Raw genomic sequence first — 16099 nt, forward strand, 5'->3', positions numbered from 1 at the left:
AAATCGTGGACGCCCCATTTTTGTTATGTTACTATGAAATAATTTGAAAGTGAAATATAATAAGGAATGCAACACTACGAAATAGGGTAGTTTTAAATTATGAATCGTATAAATAATTTGTTTTCATTGAACACGATGATAAAGACGCAAATATAGAGGTCTATAAGTGTAAATTTAAGCTTATAAGTGATATCATAAGTTGTTGTAAGCTAAGAGTTATAAAGCTAAAGGAGCGAACAAAATGGGTTTTTTATCAAAAATTGCAGATGGCAATAAAAAAGAAATAAAACGCCTTGGCAAATTAGCCGATAAAGTCCTTGCATTAGAAGAGGACATGTCGATATTAACAGATGAAGAAATAAAGCAAAAAACGCAATCATACCAAGAAAGATTGCGTAACGAAGAAGATATTAAAAAGCAAAACAAAATACTGGAAGAAATTCTACCAGAAGCATTCGCCTTAGTAAGAGAAGGTTCAAAGCGTGTATTCAATATGATTCCATATAAGGTTCAAGTTATGGGTGGTATTGCTATTCATAATGGCGATATCTCTGAAATGAGAACTGGTGAAGGTAAAACTTTAACAGCAACGATGCCAACTTATTTAAATGCATTGACTGGCCGTGGGGTACATGTCATTACAGTTAATGAATACTTAGCAAGTAGCCAAAGTCAAGAAATGGCTGAACTTTATGAATTTTTAGGTCTATCAGTTGGATTGAATTTAAATAGTAAATCTACTGAACAAAAGAGGGAAGCATACGCAAGCGATATCACGTATAGTACGAATAATGAGTTAGGGTTTGATTACTTAAGAGATAATATGGTGAACTATGCAGAAGAACGTGTAATGAAACCATTAAACTATGCCATTATCGATGAGGTCGATTCCATTTTAATCGATGAGGCACGTACGCCTTTAATTATTTCTGGTGAAGCTGAAAAGTCAACATCATTATATACTCAAGCAAATGTATTCGCTAAAATGCTTAAAAATGAAGATGACTATAACTTTGATGAAAAGACAAAAGCAGTACAATTAACTGAGCAAGGTATAGATAAAGCAGAGCGTATGTTTAAAATTGAAAATTTATATGACGTAAAAAATGTTGAAGTTATTAGTCATATTAATACAGCGTTGCGTGCGCATGTAACACTGCAAAAAGATGTTGACTACATGGTTAACAATGGCGAAGTACTGATTGTAGATCAATTTACTGGTCGTACAATGCCAGGACGTCGTTTTTCAGAAGGTTTACACCAAGCAATTGAAGCTAAAGAAGGCGTAACTATTCAAAATGAATCTAAAACGATGGCATCAATTACTTTCCAAAACTATTTCAGAATGTACAACAAACTATCTGGTATGACAGGTACAGCTAAAACTGAAGAAGAAGAATTTAGAAATATATATAATATGACCGTTACACAAATTCCGACGAATAAACCTGTACAAAGACAGGATAAACCGGATTTAATTTATATCAGCCAAAAAGGCAAATTTGATGCAGTAGTCGAAGACGTAATCGAAAAGCATAAACAAGGTCAACCAGTACTTTTAGGTACAGTTGCAGTTGAAACAAGTGAATATATATCTGATTTATTGAAGAAACGAGGCATTCGTCACGACGTGTTAAATGCTAAAAACCATGAACGTGAAGCGGAAATTGTTGCTGGTGCAGGTCAAAAAGGCGCAGTAACAATTGCAACAAACATGGCTGGACGTGGTACGGATATTAAATTAGGTGATGGTGTTGAAGAAATCGGTGGACTTGCGGTAATCGGTACAGAACGTCATGAATCTCGAAGAATAGACGATCAATTACGTGGTCGTTCTGGTCGTCAAGGTGACAAAGGGGACAGTCGTTTCTATTTATCACTACAAGATGAGTTAATGGTACGTTTTGGTTCAGAACGTTTACAAAATATGATGAATCGCTTAGGTATGGATGATTCTACACCTATCGAATCGAAAATGGTGTCACGTGCAGTTGAATCCGCACAAAAACGTGTTGAAGGTAATAACTTTGATGCGCGTAAACGTGTACTTGAATATGATGATGTTTTACGTAAACAACGTGAGATTATTTATACGGAACGTAATAGTATTATTGATAGTGATTCTAGTGGTGAGTTAGTTGAAGCAATGATGCGAGCTACATTGGAACGTAGTATACGCTATTATGTAAATGAAGAAGAGGACGAGCCGGATTACGAACCTTTCATCAATTATGTGGGTGATGTCTTCCTAAGTGAAGGTGATTTAAAAGCCGCTGAAATTAAAGGTAAAGATAATGATGATATCTTTGAAGTCGTATGGGCTAAAGTTGAAGTCGCATTTAAAGATCAAAAAGAAAAAATTGGTAGTCAATTCGATGAATTTGAGCGAATGATATTATTGCGTTCTATCGATGATCATTGGACTGACCATATTGATACTATGGATCAATTACGACAAGGTATTCATTTACGTTCATATGCTCAACAAAATCCATTACGTGATTACCAAAATGAAGGGCATCAATTATTTGATACAATGATGCAAACAATTGAAGAAGATGTAAGTAAATATATCTTGAAATCTGTAATTACTGTAGAAGATGATGTTGAACGTGATAAGACAACTGATTTTGGTAAAGCAGAACATGTTTCAGCATCTGCTGAAGACGGTAAAGAAAAAGTTAAAGCACAGCCATATGTCAAAGATGATCACATAGGTCGTAACGACCCATGCCCATGTGGTAGTGGTAAAAAATACAAAAACTGTCATGGTTCTTAATTAACACGAAGATGTCAGTATTTAACCGGAAGATTTGATTATTATTTATCAACTTCCGGTTTTATTTTAAGCATAATTTATAAATTGCTTATTGGTTCTATTGATATTGTTGAAATAAAGTACGTTATTTATGTAAAATTAATGAGCATAATGTTTTTGAAATTTGATGGTAGTAAGCAATGAATACAATAGGAGAGATGTTATATGGAATTATCAGAAATAAAACGAAATATAGATAATTATACTGAAAAATTAGAACAACTTAGGGGGTCTCTTTGACTTAGAAGAAAAAGAAACTAACATCCAAGAATATGAAGAGATGATGACTGACCCAACATTTTGGGATAATCAAGAAAAAGCCCAAGAAATCATCGATAAGAATAATGCTCTAAAAAGTATTGTCAATTCATATCGGGACCTTGAAAATCAAATTGAAGATATGGATACAACCAGAGAGTTACTATTAGAAGATGAAGATGAAACGATGAAGGCAGATTTAGAAAATGCTGTTCAACAAGTAAAAGCAAATATAGATCAGTTTGAATTGCAATTATTATTAGATGGTCCATACGATACTAATAATGCAATAGTTGAATTACATCCGGGTGCTGGTGGTACTGAATCACAAGACTGGACGAATATGTTATTGCGTATGTATCAACGTTACTGTGAACAGCAAGGTTATAAGGTGGAAATTATGGATTATTTACCAGGAGATGAAGCTGGCGTTAAGAGTGTAACTTTTGCAGTTAAAGGCCATAATGCATATGGCTATTTGAAGGCAGAAAAAGGCGTACATAGATTAGTACGCATATCACCATTCGATTCTTCTGGAAGACGTCATACTTCGTTTGCTTCATGTGATGTTATTCCTGAGTTTAATAATGCAGAAATCGAAATTGATATTCATCCAGACGATATTACTGTAGACACATTTAGAGCTTCTGGTGCTGGTGGACAACATATTAATAAAACGGAATCAGCTATTAGAATTACTCACCATCCTTCTGGTATTGTTGTTAATAACCAAAATGAACGTTCTCAAATTAAAAACAGAGAAGCGGCAATGAAAACATTGAAATCTAAACTTTATCAATTAAAATTAGAAGAACAAGAACAAGAAATGGCAGAAATTCGTGGAGAGCAAAAAGAAATAGGCTGGGGTAGCCAAATTCGTTCTTATGTATTTCATCCATATGCAATGGTAAAAGATCATAGAACAAATGAAGAAACTGGTAAGACAGATGCTGTAATGGATGGTGAAATCGGACCATTTATTGAAGCATATTTACGCAGTCAAATGGACCATTCATAAATGTGACTATAGATTTATTATTTAGCGCTTTATATCCTTATTGATGGGATTAAATCAATACGGATATAAAGCTTTTTTTTAGCAAAATTTAAATGTTAGTAGAATGACTTGAAAGATTTAAAGTGAATATAGATAAATAATACAATATCTATGTACATTTCATTTAGTTATATTACATATCAATTTTTAGGAACTTTTATATTGGAAAAAATAGGTCTTCAAATTCAAGTGACACATAGGGTTTTTACATAGGTGGTAATTAAGTTAACCATAGATAAATAACTATTGTATTACATAACTATAACAACATAATATTTTATAAAGTTTTGTGCTACATTAAATATGTATAAAACTAAGACAGCAAAGGAATGAACATAACGATGAAGAAAGGTTTAACTGTTACTGTTTCTTCGGTAGCATTATTTTTAGGGGTAAATCATATCGCTGCTGCAGCGCAAACGCACACAACAACAGCAAATGTAAAGCTGGCAGAAATCGCAAATCAGTTCGCAACTAATATTGATGAAATCAAGTCATTAAACAAATTAGATAATCAATCAACAACAATTAATGCAGGAACAACAATTACAGTTCCTGATAGAGACATTATAGAAGTTGTTGAAGGTGATACACTTTTACATATTGCAAATAAACACCATATTACATTAGATAAATTATACGAACTTAATCCGAATATCACCGAATTAATTCATCCAGGACAACTGATAGCAATTTCTGAGAAAGGATCACAACAAATTTACAAGTCAATTAAAGGTGAATTAGCAACATCTCAGGATACGGACGATTCAATTAATGAAGGTGATGCACAATCATACATCAGTAATAATTCGAGCAATTTCACTTCACAAGATACAAGTTTTAATCAATATCAAACATGGGAAAGTCAAACTGTGAACAGCTACTCAACTGCATATGACCAAAGTATGAAGCAATATAATAATATGTACCATCAGCCTCAGCCTCAGAGTCAGTATAGTAGAGCAAATTATTATGACTATGGACAATGTACCGCATACGCATTTGAAAGACGAAGCCAATTAGGTAAGCCAGTAAGTAATTTATGGGGAAATGCAAATCAATGGGCAAATGCGGCTAAGCAAAGTGGATATCAAGTTAATAATCAGCCTGAAGTAGGTGCAATCATACAAAGTACAGCTGGTCCTAATGGACATGTTGGTGTAGTAGAGCGTAGAAACCAAGATGGGTCAATATTGGTGTCAGAAATGAATTGGCAAGGATTTGGTCAAAAATCATATAGAACAATAAACCAACCAGGAGCTTATAATTATATTCACTAAGCTAATCAATCTATAATAATATTTAGAATAACAATCTAGGTCATAAAACGCCATTCTTCAAATAAGAGAGCTAATATAATTGATTAGCTCTCTTTTATATTTAAAATCTTATGATTATAAAAAATATCAGTGAAGCAATCTATCATCTTAGATATTTTCACTAAAAATCTTATTATGTTTATTTTAGCTTTAAAAATTATAGATAATGATATTAAAATCAAAAATGAAGTTATTCAAAGGTACGAATTATTTGAATAGAACCTATTTGATAAGACATTTTATTTGTTGAATGATATTATGAAAGTAAGTATAATCATTCATTAAATAAACTTAGGAGGCGAAATCATGGGCGTACACCAATATTTTAAACGTTTATCTGATTTAGAAAAATTAATTCGACTACCAGGACAATTTAAATACTTTGAACATAATGTTGCGGCACATTCATTTAAAGTTACTAAGATTGCTCAATATTTAGGTACTGTTGAAGAATATCATGGAAATGAAGTGAATTGGAAAAGTTTATATGAAAAAGCATTAAACCATGACTTTGCCGAAGTTTTTACTGGTGATATTAAAACTCCGGTTAAATATGCAAGTGGAGAGTTGAAAAAATTATTCTCACAAGTAGAAGAAGAAATGGTCGATCACTTTATTAATGAGGAAATCCCTGAAGCATATCAAAATATTTATCGTGAACGATTACAAGAAGGTAAAGATGATTCTCTAGAAGGACAAATTCTGTCAGTTGCCGATAAGATTGACTTACTTTATGAAACATTTGGTGAGATTCAAAAACGTAATCCTGAACCATTGTTTTTTGAAATTTATGAAATGTCATTAGAAACAATTATGCAATTTGATCATTTAAGTTCTGTTCAAGACTTTATAGACAATATTATTCCAGAAATGTTAACAGAAAACTTTATTCCACGTGCAGAGCTAAGAGAAACAACCATGACGATTCTAAATAATAGAAATGGTCGACATAGATGATTTGGTATATGCTAGCGGCCTTTTTTCCGTGCATATTAGTTGTGTTGTTTAGCGTATTAACAAGAAATAAGTGGGTTGGCACTGCATTGACGCTTATACTTATAGGTGCATCTGTTGAAAAAGGTTTTTTTCATAATGAATGGATTATATTTATTGATGTCGTATCATTATTAGCCGGATACATCATTATAGATCAGTTAGAATTTCATAATCATGATGATTAAAATTGTTAATTAAATAAGATTATAGATAATAAGAATGGATAGATGTAAAAGAACTATCTTTTTGAAATAAATAATAAAAATAATTAATTGATGCAAACATGGTAATTTACTATGTTTGTTTTTCTTTGTTTAATATACAAAAACAACGAACAAACGTTTGTATTTTTGTGCAAAAATCTGTTAAAATATAGAATAAGGGTATAAACTATACACGATTAATTACAAATTGACAGGCAAATCAATATAAAAACAGTGTACTTTAAGTTACATTTGTCACATAAGAAAACATATAGGAGGCGTGTGTCAACATGGAACACTATCCATTTAAATTACAATCCGATTTTGAACCGCAAGGAGACCAACCCGAAGCGATTAAAGAAATCGTTAAAGGCGTTAACGAAGGTAAAAGACATCAAACGTTGCTTGGTGCAACAGGTACTGGTAAGACATTTACGATGAGTAATGTTATCAAACAAGTTGGAAAGCCAACGTTAATCATAGCGCATAATAAAACATTAGCAGGTCAACTCTATAGTGAGTTTAAGGCTTTTTTTCCAGAAAACCGTGTAGAATATTTCGTCAGCTACTATGATTATTATCAACCAGAAGCATATGTGCCATCTACAGATACTTTTATAGAAAAGGATGCTTCAATCAATGATGAAATCGATCAGCTGCGACATTCAGCTACAAGTGCTTTATTTGAACGCGATGACGTTATTATTATTGCAAGTGTGAGTTGTATCTATGGTTTAGGTAACCCGGAAGAATATAGAGATTTAGTAGTAAGTGTTCGTGTGGGTATGGAAATGGATAGAAGTGAATTATTAAGAAAGTTAGTTGACGTTCAATATACGAGAAATGATATAGATTTTCGTCGTGGGACATTTCGAGTAAGGGGGGATGTAGTAGAGATATTCCCAGCATCACGTGAAGAAATGTGTATTCGAGTGGAATTTTTTGGAGATGAAATTGATCGAATTCGAGAAGTGAACTATTTGACTGGAGAAGTACTTAGAGAACGTGAACACTTTGTGGTATTCCCAGCATCTCACTTCGTAACTCGGGAAGAAAAAATGAAATCTGCAATTCAAAGAATTGAGAATGAATTGGCGGAACGTTTGGAAGAATTGAGATCGGAAAATAAGTTACTAGAAGCACAGAGACTAGAACAACGTACAAATTATGATTTGGAAATGATGAGAGAGATGGGCTTTTGTTCAGGTATTGAAAATTATTCTGTCCATCTTACGTTAAGACCAATGGGTTCAACGCCATATACATTGTTAGATTATTTTGGTGACGATTGGTTGGTAATGATTGATGAGTCACATGTTACTTTGCCTCAAATCCGTGGTATGTATAATGGTGATAGAGCGCGTAAACAAGTTCTGGTAGATCATGGTTTCAGATTGCCGAGTGCATTGGACAACAGACCATTAAAGTTTGAAGAGTTTGAAGAAAAGACTAATCAACTTGTGTATGTATCAGCAACGCCAGGGCCTTACGAACTTGAACATACAGATGAAATGGTTCAACAAATTATTAGACCAACTGGTTTACTTGATCCTAAGATTGAGGTTAGACCAACAGAAAATCAAATAGATGATTTACTTGGTGAAATTCAAGAACGCATTGATCGTAATGAACGTGTCCTTGTCACGACATTAACTAAAAAAATGAGTGAAGATTTAACAACTTATATGAAGGAAGCCGGCGTTAAAGTAAATTACCTTCATTCAGAGATAAAGACGCTTGAAAGAATAGAAATCATCAGAGATTTGCGTATGGGAACTTATGATGTCATTGTCGGAATCAACTTGTTAAGAGAAGGTATTGATATTCCTGAAGTTTCACTGGTGGTCATTTTAGATGCTGATAAAGAAGGCTTCTTAAGATCAGAACGTTCATTAGTACAAACAATTGGACGAGCTGCACGTAATAGCGAAGGTGAAGTAATCATGTATGGTGATAAGATAACTGATTCTATGCGTTATGCTTTAGATGAAACAGAGCGACGCCGTAATATTCAGATGGCTTATAATGAAAAACACGGTATCACACCAACAACAATCAATAAAGCTATTCATGATGTAATCAGTGCTACTGTTGAAAATGATGACACGAATGAAAAACAACAAACAGAAGTACCGAAAAAGCTTACGAAAAAAGAACGTGAAAAAACAATTGCAAATATAGAAAAAGAAATGAAGCAAGCCGCCAAAGATCTAGATTTCGAAAAGGCGACCGAATTGAGAGATATGTTATTTGAATTGAAAGCAGAAGGGTGAAATATATGAAACAACCATCTATTGTAGTTAAAGGCGCTCGTGCCCATAATTTAAAAGATGTAGATATAGAAATACCTAAAGATAAATTAATCGTAATGACAGGGCTTTCTGGATCAGGAAAGTCATCGCTAGCATTTGACACTATTTATGCAGAAGGACAACGTCGTTATGTCGAATCATTAAGTGCCTATGCACGCCAATTTTTAGGACAAATGGATAAACCAGATGTAGATACAATTGAAGGTCTATCACCAGCGATTTCTATTGATCAAAAGACAACAAGTAAAAATCCTAGATCAACAGTGGCGACTGTTACAGAAATCTATGATTATATTCGATTATTATATGCCAGAGTAGGCAAACCAATTTGTCCAAACCATGGCATAGAAATCGAGTCACAGACTGTGCAACAGATGGTAGATCGTGTATTAGAGTTGGAAGCACGTACGAAGATACAATTGTTGGCACCTGTCGTTTCGCATAGAAAAGGCTCACATGAAAAGTTGATCGAAGATATTAGTAAAAAAGGTTATGTGCGTGTGCGTGTCGATGGAGAAATTACAGACATTAATGAGGTGCCAGAACTAGATAAAAATAAAAATCACACAATTGAAGTTGTAATTGATAGATTGGTTGTCAAGGAAGGTATTGAAACACGTTTGGCCGACTCGATTGAAACAGGACTACGTCTTGCTGAAGGTAATCTTGTTGTCGATATTATTGATGGAGATGAATTAAAGTTCTCTGAAAATCATGCGTGCCCAATTTGTGGATTTTCAATCGGTGAATTAGAGCCGCGTATGTTCAGTTTTAATAGTCCATTTGGTGCATGTCCAACTTGTGATGGCTTAGGTCAAAAATTAAAGGTAGATTTAGAATTAGTTGTACCGGATACTAATAAAACGCTTAATGAAGGAGCAATTATCCCGTGGGAACCGACAAGTTCGGATTATTATCCAACATTGTTGAAGCGTGTATGTGAAGTATTTAAAATCAATATGGATAAGCCATATAAAAAATTAACAGATAGACAAAAAGATATTATTTTATACGGTTCAAAAGGTAAAGAAATCGAATTTACATTTAAACAACGTAACGGTCAAACACGTAAACGTACGATGGAATTTGAAGGGGTTATCCCAAATATTAATCGCCGCTATCATGAATCACCATCAGAATTAGTAAGGGAAATGATGAGCAAGTATATGACTGAGTTGCCATGTGAAACTTGTCACGGTAAACGATTAAGCAGAGAAGCTTTATCAGTATATGTAGCAGGTCATAATATTGGCGAAATCGTTGAAAATTCAATAAAGAATGCCTTAGATTTATATCAACATATTGATTTGTCTGAACAAGATAAAAAAATTGCAGATCAAATTTTAAAAGAAATTATATCTAGGTTAGAATTTTTATACAATGTAGGCTTGGAGTATTTAACATTAAATCGTGCTTCTGGATCTTTATCTGGAGGTGAGGCGCAACGAATTCGTTTAGCAACACAAATTGGTTCTAGGTTGTCCGGTGTTCTTTATGTGTTAGATGAACCATCAATCGGCTTACATCAACGAGATAATGATCGCTTGATTGACACATTGAAAGAAATGAGAGATTTAGGAAATACATTAATCGTTGTCGAACACGATGATGATACAATGAGAGCTGCAGATTATCTTGTGGATGTAGGACCTGGTGCAGGTGAACACGGTGGACAAGTCGTTGCGAGTGGAACACCTAAGCAAGTTATGAATAATAAAAAATCATTAACTGGTCAATATTTGAGTGGCAAAAAACGAATAGAAGTACCGGAACAACGTCGAGCAATTACAGATAGAAAAATTGAAGTTAAAGGTGCAAGAAGTAATAACTTAAAAGGTGTTGATGTTTCTTTTCCACTATCAACAATGACAGTTGTTACAGGTGTCTCAGGTTCGGGTAAAAGTTCACTTGTCAATGAAGTATTATATAAATCATTAGCTAAGGAAATTAATAAATCGAAGGTGAAGCCTGGTGATTGTGATGAAATCACAGGTATAGATCAAATAGAACGCATTATTGATATAGATCAATCGCCAATTGGTAGAACACCAAGATCTAATCCCGCAACTTATACTGGAGTGTTCGATAATATTAGAGATATTTTTGCACAAACGAATGAGGCAAAAGTAAGAGGGTATTCGAAAGGACGTTTTAGTTTTAATGTTAAAGGCGGACGTTGTGAAGCCTGTAAAGGGGATGGGATTATCAAGATTGAGATGCACTTTTTACCAGATGTATACGTTCCTTGTGAAGTTTGTGGTGGAACAAGATATAATCGTGAGACATTAGAAGTGACATATAAAGGGAAAAATATTGCTGATATTCTTGCTATGACTGCAGAAGATGCTACTAATTTCTTTGAAAATGTACCAAAGATACACCGCAAGTTAAAAACATTGGTAGATGTTGGGTTAGGTTATGTTACGCTAGGTCAGCCTGCTACAACTTTATCAGGTGGTGAAGCACAACGTGTGAAACTTGCGTCAGAATTGCACAAACGTTCTACTGGTAAGTCAATTTATATCTTAGATGAACCAACGACTGGATTACATGTTGATGATATTAGCCGTTTATTAAAAGTGCTAAATAAATTGGTAGAAAATGGAGATTCCGTTGTTATAATTGAACATAATTTGGACGTAATCAAAATGGCGGATTATATTATTGATTTAGGTCCTGAAGGTGGCGATGGTGGTGGTACAATAGTAGCTACTGGTACCCCTGAAGCAATAGCGAATGTAAAAGATAGCTATACAGGTCAATATTTGAAGCCTGTCTTAGAAAGGGATACTGTTAAATCATAAGCTATTAATGGATTCATTGTGGATAGCTAAGTATAAGTTATACTGGATGAAATCGATTAAAAAATCTAAGTATATATATCGAATGAGTTCAATATTGTTGGTCGATGTTTGACACTATAAGGCATTAGCTAAATGTAATTGTAATTCTATTAAGATTTGATTAGGGTACTAAAGGTTATGGAACATAAAGTATAGAAAAATAAAAAGTAAATATATTTTAAAATATAAGAGAGAGCTAATCCATAAAAGGTTAGCTCTCTCTTATTTTGAGAAAGGATATTTGTGTTCCTGTCTTTATTCAGACAATTTATGCAAAAATATTCAATACTAGAGGAGAAATATTTTAAATTTTATTGAATTTTGAAATTCAATTGATAATACATAACTAATAAAGCATTAAGAAATTAAAGTTATCATACGTGTCATAACGCAATATCATTAACTACAAATGTAAGGTAAAATAGAAAGGTATGAATTATTTTATGAACTACTACACTTTTTAATATGGATTATCAATGCTTTTTGATATGATTAATACATATTGTAAATGTAGAAGAAATATTGATAGAGGTGAAGCTATGTTAACTACGAAGAACTTAGTAGAACGCTTTGAACTTGAAATTATCGCAGGTGAAGCGGGCTTAAATAAACAAATTAAAAACACAGATATTTCAAGACCGGGTTTGGAAATGGCGGGCTATTTTTCGCATTACGCTTCTGATCGAATCCAATTATTAGGAACAACGGAACTTTCATTTTATAATTTGTTGCCAGATGAAGAACGAAAAGGTAGAATGAGAAAGTTATGTCGTCCCGAAACGCCAGCTATCATTGTTACTAGGGATTTAGAACCACCAGAAGAATTAATTCAAGCAGCCACAGAGCTTGAAACACCATTGATTACTTCAACTATAGCAACAACACAATTGATGGGAAGACTTACAACCTTTTTAGAACATGAGCTAGCGCGAACGACTTCATTACATGGCGTGCTAGTTGATGTATATGGTGTTGGTGTATTAATTACTGGTGACTCTGGTATTGGTAAAAGTGAGACTGCGTTAGAATTAGTTAAACGTGGACATCGACTTGTCGCTGATGACAATGTAGAAATACGAGAAGTAAGTAAAGATGAGTTGATAGGTAAAGCACCGAAATTAATTGAACATTTACTCGAAATCAGAGGTCTAGGCATCATAAATGTTATGACGTTATTTGGAGCGGGGTCAATTTTAACTGAGAAGCGACTGCGTTTAAATATTCATTTAGAAAATTGGCATAAAGAGAAACTATATGATCGTGTAGGACTAAATGAAGAGAAACTAAAAATCTTAGATAATGAAATTACAAAGAAAACAATACCAGTGCGTCCTGGACGAAATGTAGCAGTAATTATAGAAGTAGCAGCGATGAACTATCGTTTGAATATTATGGGCATCAATACCGCTGAGGAATTCAACGACCGTCTCAACGCAGAAATAATGAGAAATGGACACAACGGTGAGGAGAACTAATTGATGATGAGTTTAAATTTTATTGATCCTATTGCGTTTGAATTAGGACCAATTTCAGTGCGTTGGTATGGCATTATTATTGCTGCCGGCATTTTGCTTGGGTATTTTATTGCTCAAGCAAGTGTGAAGCGTATTGGTCATGATAAAGATACGCTAGTGGATATTATCTTTTGGAGTGCAATAATTGGATTTATTGTTGCACGTATCTATTTTGTCATATTCCAATGGCCATATTATGTACAAAACCCTATAGAAATACCAATGATTTGGCATGGTGGAATTGCAATTCATGGTGGATTAATTGGTGGTTTTGTTACAGGGATTTTTGTTTGTAGAAATAAAAATCTTAATCCATTTCAAATCGGTGATGTTATTGCACCTAGTATGATTTTAGGACAAGGTATTGGTAGATGGGGAAACTTTATGAATCATGAAGCACATGGTGGGCCAGTTACCAAAAGTTTCTTAGAAAATCTGCATATCCCCAATTTTATAATAGAAAATATGTATATTAATGGAAAGTATTATCAACCAACATTTTTATATGAATCACTGTGGGATGTTTTAGGATTCGTAGTATTAATTAGTATAAGAAAACATATGCGAGTTGGAGATACATTATGCCTATACCTTATTTGGTATTCGATCGGTAGATTTTTTGTGGAAGGCATGCGTACGGATAGTTTGATGTTAACAGAGCATATTAGAGTAGCACAACTTATGTCCGTTATATTAATAATCATTGGTATTTCAATTATGATTATACGTAGAGTTAAATATAAAGCTCCCCAATATAAAGCAGTTGGTCCTTTGAGTTGGCCAAATAAAAAAGTGAAGTGATAAATAATCTATGCGTAGATTAAAAACAATACAGTCCAATGATACAAATCCACTTTGGCATATGTACCGGTATGTAAGAGGTATTAAAGTATTTAAACAAACGGTTGTCATTGAAATTTGTCGCTATTTGCCACAACTAAAGATAAAACATTGGATATATAAGCATATTTTAAAGATGAATATAGGAACAAATACAGCATTCGCATTCAAGGTTGTTCCAGATATATTAAGACCAGAATTAATCACTGTAGGAAAAAATTGTGTGATAGGCTATAATACGACTATTTTGACACACGAATTTCTAGTAGAAGCATATAGAACAGGGCAAGTTGTAATCGGAGATAATACACTGATTGGCGCAAACGTCACTATTTTAGCAGGCGTAAAGATTGGTAGTAATGTCAAAGTAGGTGCAGGTACAGTTGTTTCTAAAGATGTGCCAGATAATGCGGTTGCATATGGTAATCCAATGCAACTAAAAACTATGAATTAAATAATTAGGAGGTGGACATAGATGGCGCAAAATAATAAAGTGATACAAATGAAACTTGATAGTCATTTTTATAAAAGATTGGCAGATCAAAAATTCCAACATCAAGATTATAAAAAGGCTGCAGAATACTATGAAAAAGTGCTTGATATGTCACCCCAAGATTTTGAAAGCAAAGTAAAGTATGCAGAGAGTCTTGTGAAATTAGGTTTGAGTAATAAAGCAGAACAATTATTTTATGAAAGTATTGCGCAAGATGAACATATAGAAGATAGTTATTATGAACTAAGTCAGTTAAACATTGTAAAAAATGACCCCAACAAAGCATTCTTATTTGGAATGAATTACGTCATTATATCTGAAGATGAAGATTACCAAGAAGAATTAGAAGAAATGTTTGAAGTATCATATCATTCTCCTGAAAAAATAGAAGTTGAAAGCCAGTTATTTGCAATACAACTCATATTTCAGTATTTATTTTCACATGGTCGATTAATAGATGCTCAAAAATATCTGCTAAGGCAAAATGAAACATTGCAAGCACATAGAGTTGTCCGTAATTTACTCGCGATGTGTTACCTTTATCTTAACAAGTATGATACAGCGAAAGAGATGTTTGAACAATTACTAGCTGAAGATAATACAGATGTACATGCATTATGTCATTATACATTGTTATTATATAATACGAATGATGTTGAAAAGTATGAAAGATACTTAAATTTATTGAATAAAGTTGCACCAATGAATGAAGATGAGTCATTTAAACTCGGCATCGTTTTATGCTATTTAAAGCAATATGAAGCTTCGCAAAGCGTACTTTTACCTCTATATAAAAAAGGGAAATTCCTTTCTATTCAAATGTATAATGCACTTAGCTTTAATAATTACCATTTAAATAATATTGAAGAAAGTAAATATTTCTGGTCAAAATTACAGGACATCTCTCAGGTTGATGTTGGATATGCGCCATGGGTAATTGCTGAAAGTAAGGTATATTTTGATGAAAAGATTTTACCACTACTTATGAATGATGATAATCATCATAGATTGTATGGTATTTTTTTAGTAAATCAATTAAGAGGTAAAGAAGTTTTCATGACAGAAGAAATATGGTCGGTGCTTGAGACGATGAATGACTATGAAAAGTTATATTTAACTTATTTAATCCAAGATTTGAAACTAAATAAGTTGGATTTCATTCACAAGGGTCTATTGATGATGTACAATGTGGAAGCATTAAAAAATAATGAAAAGTTATTTATTTCATGGATTGATCAAGCAGAAGCTATTATCGCAGAAAATACGGATTTAGATGACACCAATGCATATGTAGCAGCGTATGTGTATATGCATTACAAAGTTTCAGAGCAGAAAGTGACTAAACAACAAGTGTGTGATTGGTTTGAAATTTCTACTTATAAGTTGAATAAAACCATAGATTATCTATTGAGCATATAAGTTTAATAAAAGCAAGAAATCATATAT

General features: G+C 33.3%; 11 protein-coding genes. All 11 read left to right on the forward strand.

Annotated features, from left to right (window positions below; all coding sequences use genetic code 11):
• Nucleotides 1–241 precede the first annotated feature (241 nt).
• The 11 genes from secA to MHZ36_RS12360 all read left to right on the forward strand — a co-directional run bounded on the left by secA (nt 242) and on the right by MHZ36_RS12360 (nt 16072).
• Nucleotides 242–2779 carry a preprotein translocase subunit SecA gene (gene secA, locus MHZ36_RS12310; RefSeq protein ID WP_239231986.1) on the forward strand — a complete coding sequence of 846 codons (2538 nt, stop codon included), beginning with the start codon at nt 242–244 and terminating at the stop codon, nt 2777–2779.
• Nucleotides 2780–2983: 204 nt separating this feature from the next.
• A protein-coding gene (gene prfB, locus MHZ36_RS12315) for a peptide chain release factor 2 (protein ID WP_239231987.1) occupies nt 2984–4094 on the forward strand; the annotation gives its coding sequence in 2 pieces (ribosomal slippage) (nt 2984–3055 and nt 3057–4094; 1110 coding nt in all).
• Nucleotides 4095–4474: 380 nt separating this feature from the next.
• Nucleotides 4475–5413, forward strand: coding sequence for a COG3942 and LysM peptidoglycan-binding domain-containing protein (locus tag MHZ36_RS12320; protein WP_239231988.1), 939 nt, complete (start codon nt 4475–4477; stop codon nt 5411–5413).
• Nucleotides 5414–5758: 345 nt separating this feature from the next.
• On the forward strand, nt 5759–6409 hold the full coding sequence (locus MHZ36_RS12325; RefSeq protein ID WP_239231990.1) for a YfbR-like 5'-deoxynucleotidase: 651 nt from the start codon (nt 5759–5761) through the stop codon (nt 6407–6409).
• Entirely contained in the window at nt 6406–6633 is a 228-nt protein-coding gene (locus MHZ36_RS12330) for a CsbA family protein (RefSeq protein ID WP_239231991.1), read from the forward strand. Before MHZ36_RS12325 ends, MHZ36_RS12330 begins: the two co-directional genes overlap by 4 nt.
• 308 nt (nt 6634–6941) lie before the next feature.
• Nucleotides 6942–8924 carry an excinuclease ABC subunit UvrB gene (gene uvrB / locus MHZ36_RS12335; protein ID WP_239231993.1) on the forward strand — a complete coding sequence of 661 codons (1983 nt, stop codon included), beginning with the start codon at nt 6942–6944 and terminating at the stop codon, nt 8922–8924.
• A 5-nt stretch (nt 8925–8929) separates the two neighbouring features.
• On the forward strand, nt 8930–11767 hold the full coding sequence (gene uvrA / locus MHZ36_RS12340; protein ID WP_239231995.1) for an excinuclease ABC subunit UvrA: 2838 nt from the start codon (nt 8930–8932) through the stop codon (nt 11765–11767).
• Nucleotides 11768–12345: 578 nt separating this feature from the next.
• A complete protein-coding gene (hprK, locus tag MHZ36_RS12345; RefSeq protein ID WP_239231997.1) occupies nt 12346–13281 on the forward strand; it encodes an HPr(Ser) kinase/phosphatase in 936 nt (311 codons plus the stop codon).
• 3 nt (nt 13282–13284) lie between these two features.
• A complete protein-coding gene (gene lgt / locus MHZ36_RS12350; RefSeq protein WP_239231999.1) occupies nt 13285–14121 on the forward strand; it encodes a prolipoprotein diacylglyceryl transferase in 837 nt (278 codons plus the stop codon).
• 10 nt (nt 14122–14131) lie between these two features.
• Nucleotides 14132–14614, forward strand: a complete 483-nt coding sequence (locus MHZ36_RS12355; protein ID WP_239232001.1) for an acyltransferase — start codon at nt 14132–14134, stop codon at nt 14612–14614.
• Between the two features lie 21 nt (nt 14615–14635).
• The gene (locus tag MHZ36_RS12360; RefSeq protein WP_239232003.1) at nt 14636–16072 is read left to right on the forward strand and encodes a tetratricopeptide repeat protein; all 1437 of its coding nucleotides are present in this window, start codon (nt 14636–14638) and stop codon (nt 16070–16072) included.
• Nucleotides 16073–16099 lie beyond the last annotated feature (27 nt).

It is taken from the genome of Staphylococcus sp. ACRSN (genome assembly GCF_022346615.1).
Taxonomy (GTDB): Bacteria; Bacillota; Bacilli; order Staphylococcales; family Staphylococcaceae; genus Staphylococcus.

Excerpts from the sequence above, each read along its gene's own strand:
- hprK (WP_239231997.1), top strand. The coding sequence starts at position 12,346 with ATGTTAACTACGAAGAACTTAGTAGAACGCTTTGAACTTGAAATTATC.
- MHZ36_RS12355 (WP_239232001.1), top strand. The coding sequence starts at position 14,132 with ATGCGTAGATTAAAAACAATACAGTCCAATGATACAAATCCACTTTGG.
- MHZ36_RS12325 (WP_239231990.1), top strand. The coding sequence starts at position 5,759 with ATGGGCGTACACCAATATTTTAAACGTTTATCTGATTTAGAAAAATTA.
- lgt (WP_239231999.1), top strand. The coding sequence starts at position 13,285 with ATGATGAGTTTAAATTTTATTGATCCTATTGCGTTTGAATTAGGACCA.
- MHZ36_RS12330 (WP_239231991.1), top strand. The coding sequence starts at position 6,406 with ATGATTTGGTATATGCTAGCGGCCTTTTTTCCGTGCATATTAGTTGTG.
- MHZ36_RS12320 (WP_239231988.1), top strand. The coding sequence starts at position 4,475 with ATGAAGAAAGGTTTAACTGTTACTGTTTCTTCGGTAGCATTATTTTTA.
- uvrA (WP_239231995.1), top strand. The coding sequence starts at position 8,930 with ATGAAACAACCATCTATTGTAGTTAAAGGCGCTCGTGCCCATAATTTA.
- uvrB (WP_239231993.1), top strand. The coding sequence starts at position 6,942 with ATGGAACACTATCCATTTAAATTACAATCCGATTTTGAACCGCAAGGA.
- secA (WP_239231986.1), top strand. The coding sequence starts at position 242 with ATGGGTTTTTTATCAAAAATTGCAGATGGCAATAAAAAAGAAATAAAA.
- MHZ36_RS12360 (WP_239232003.1), top strand. The coding sequence starts at position 14,636 with ATGGCGCAAAATAATAAAGTGATACAAATGAAACTTGATAGTCATTTT.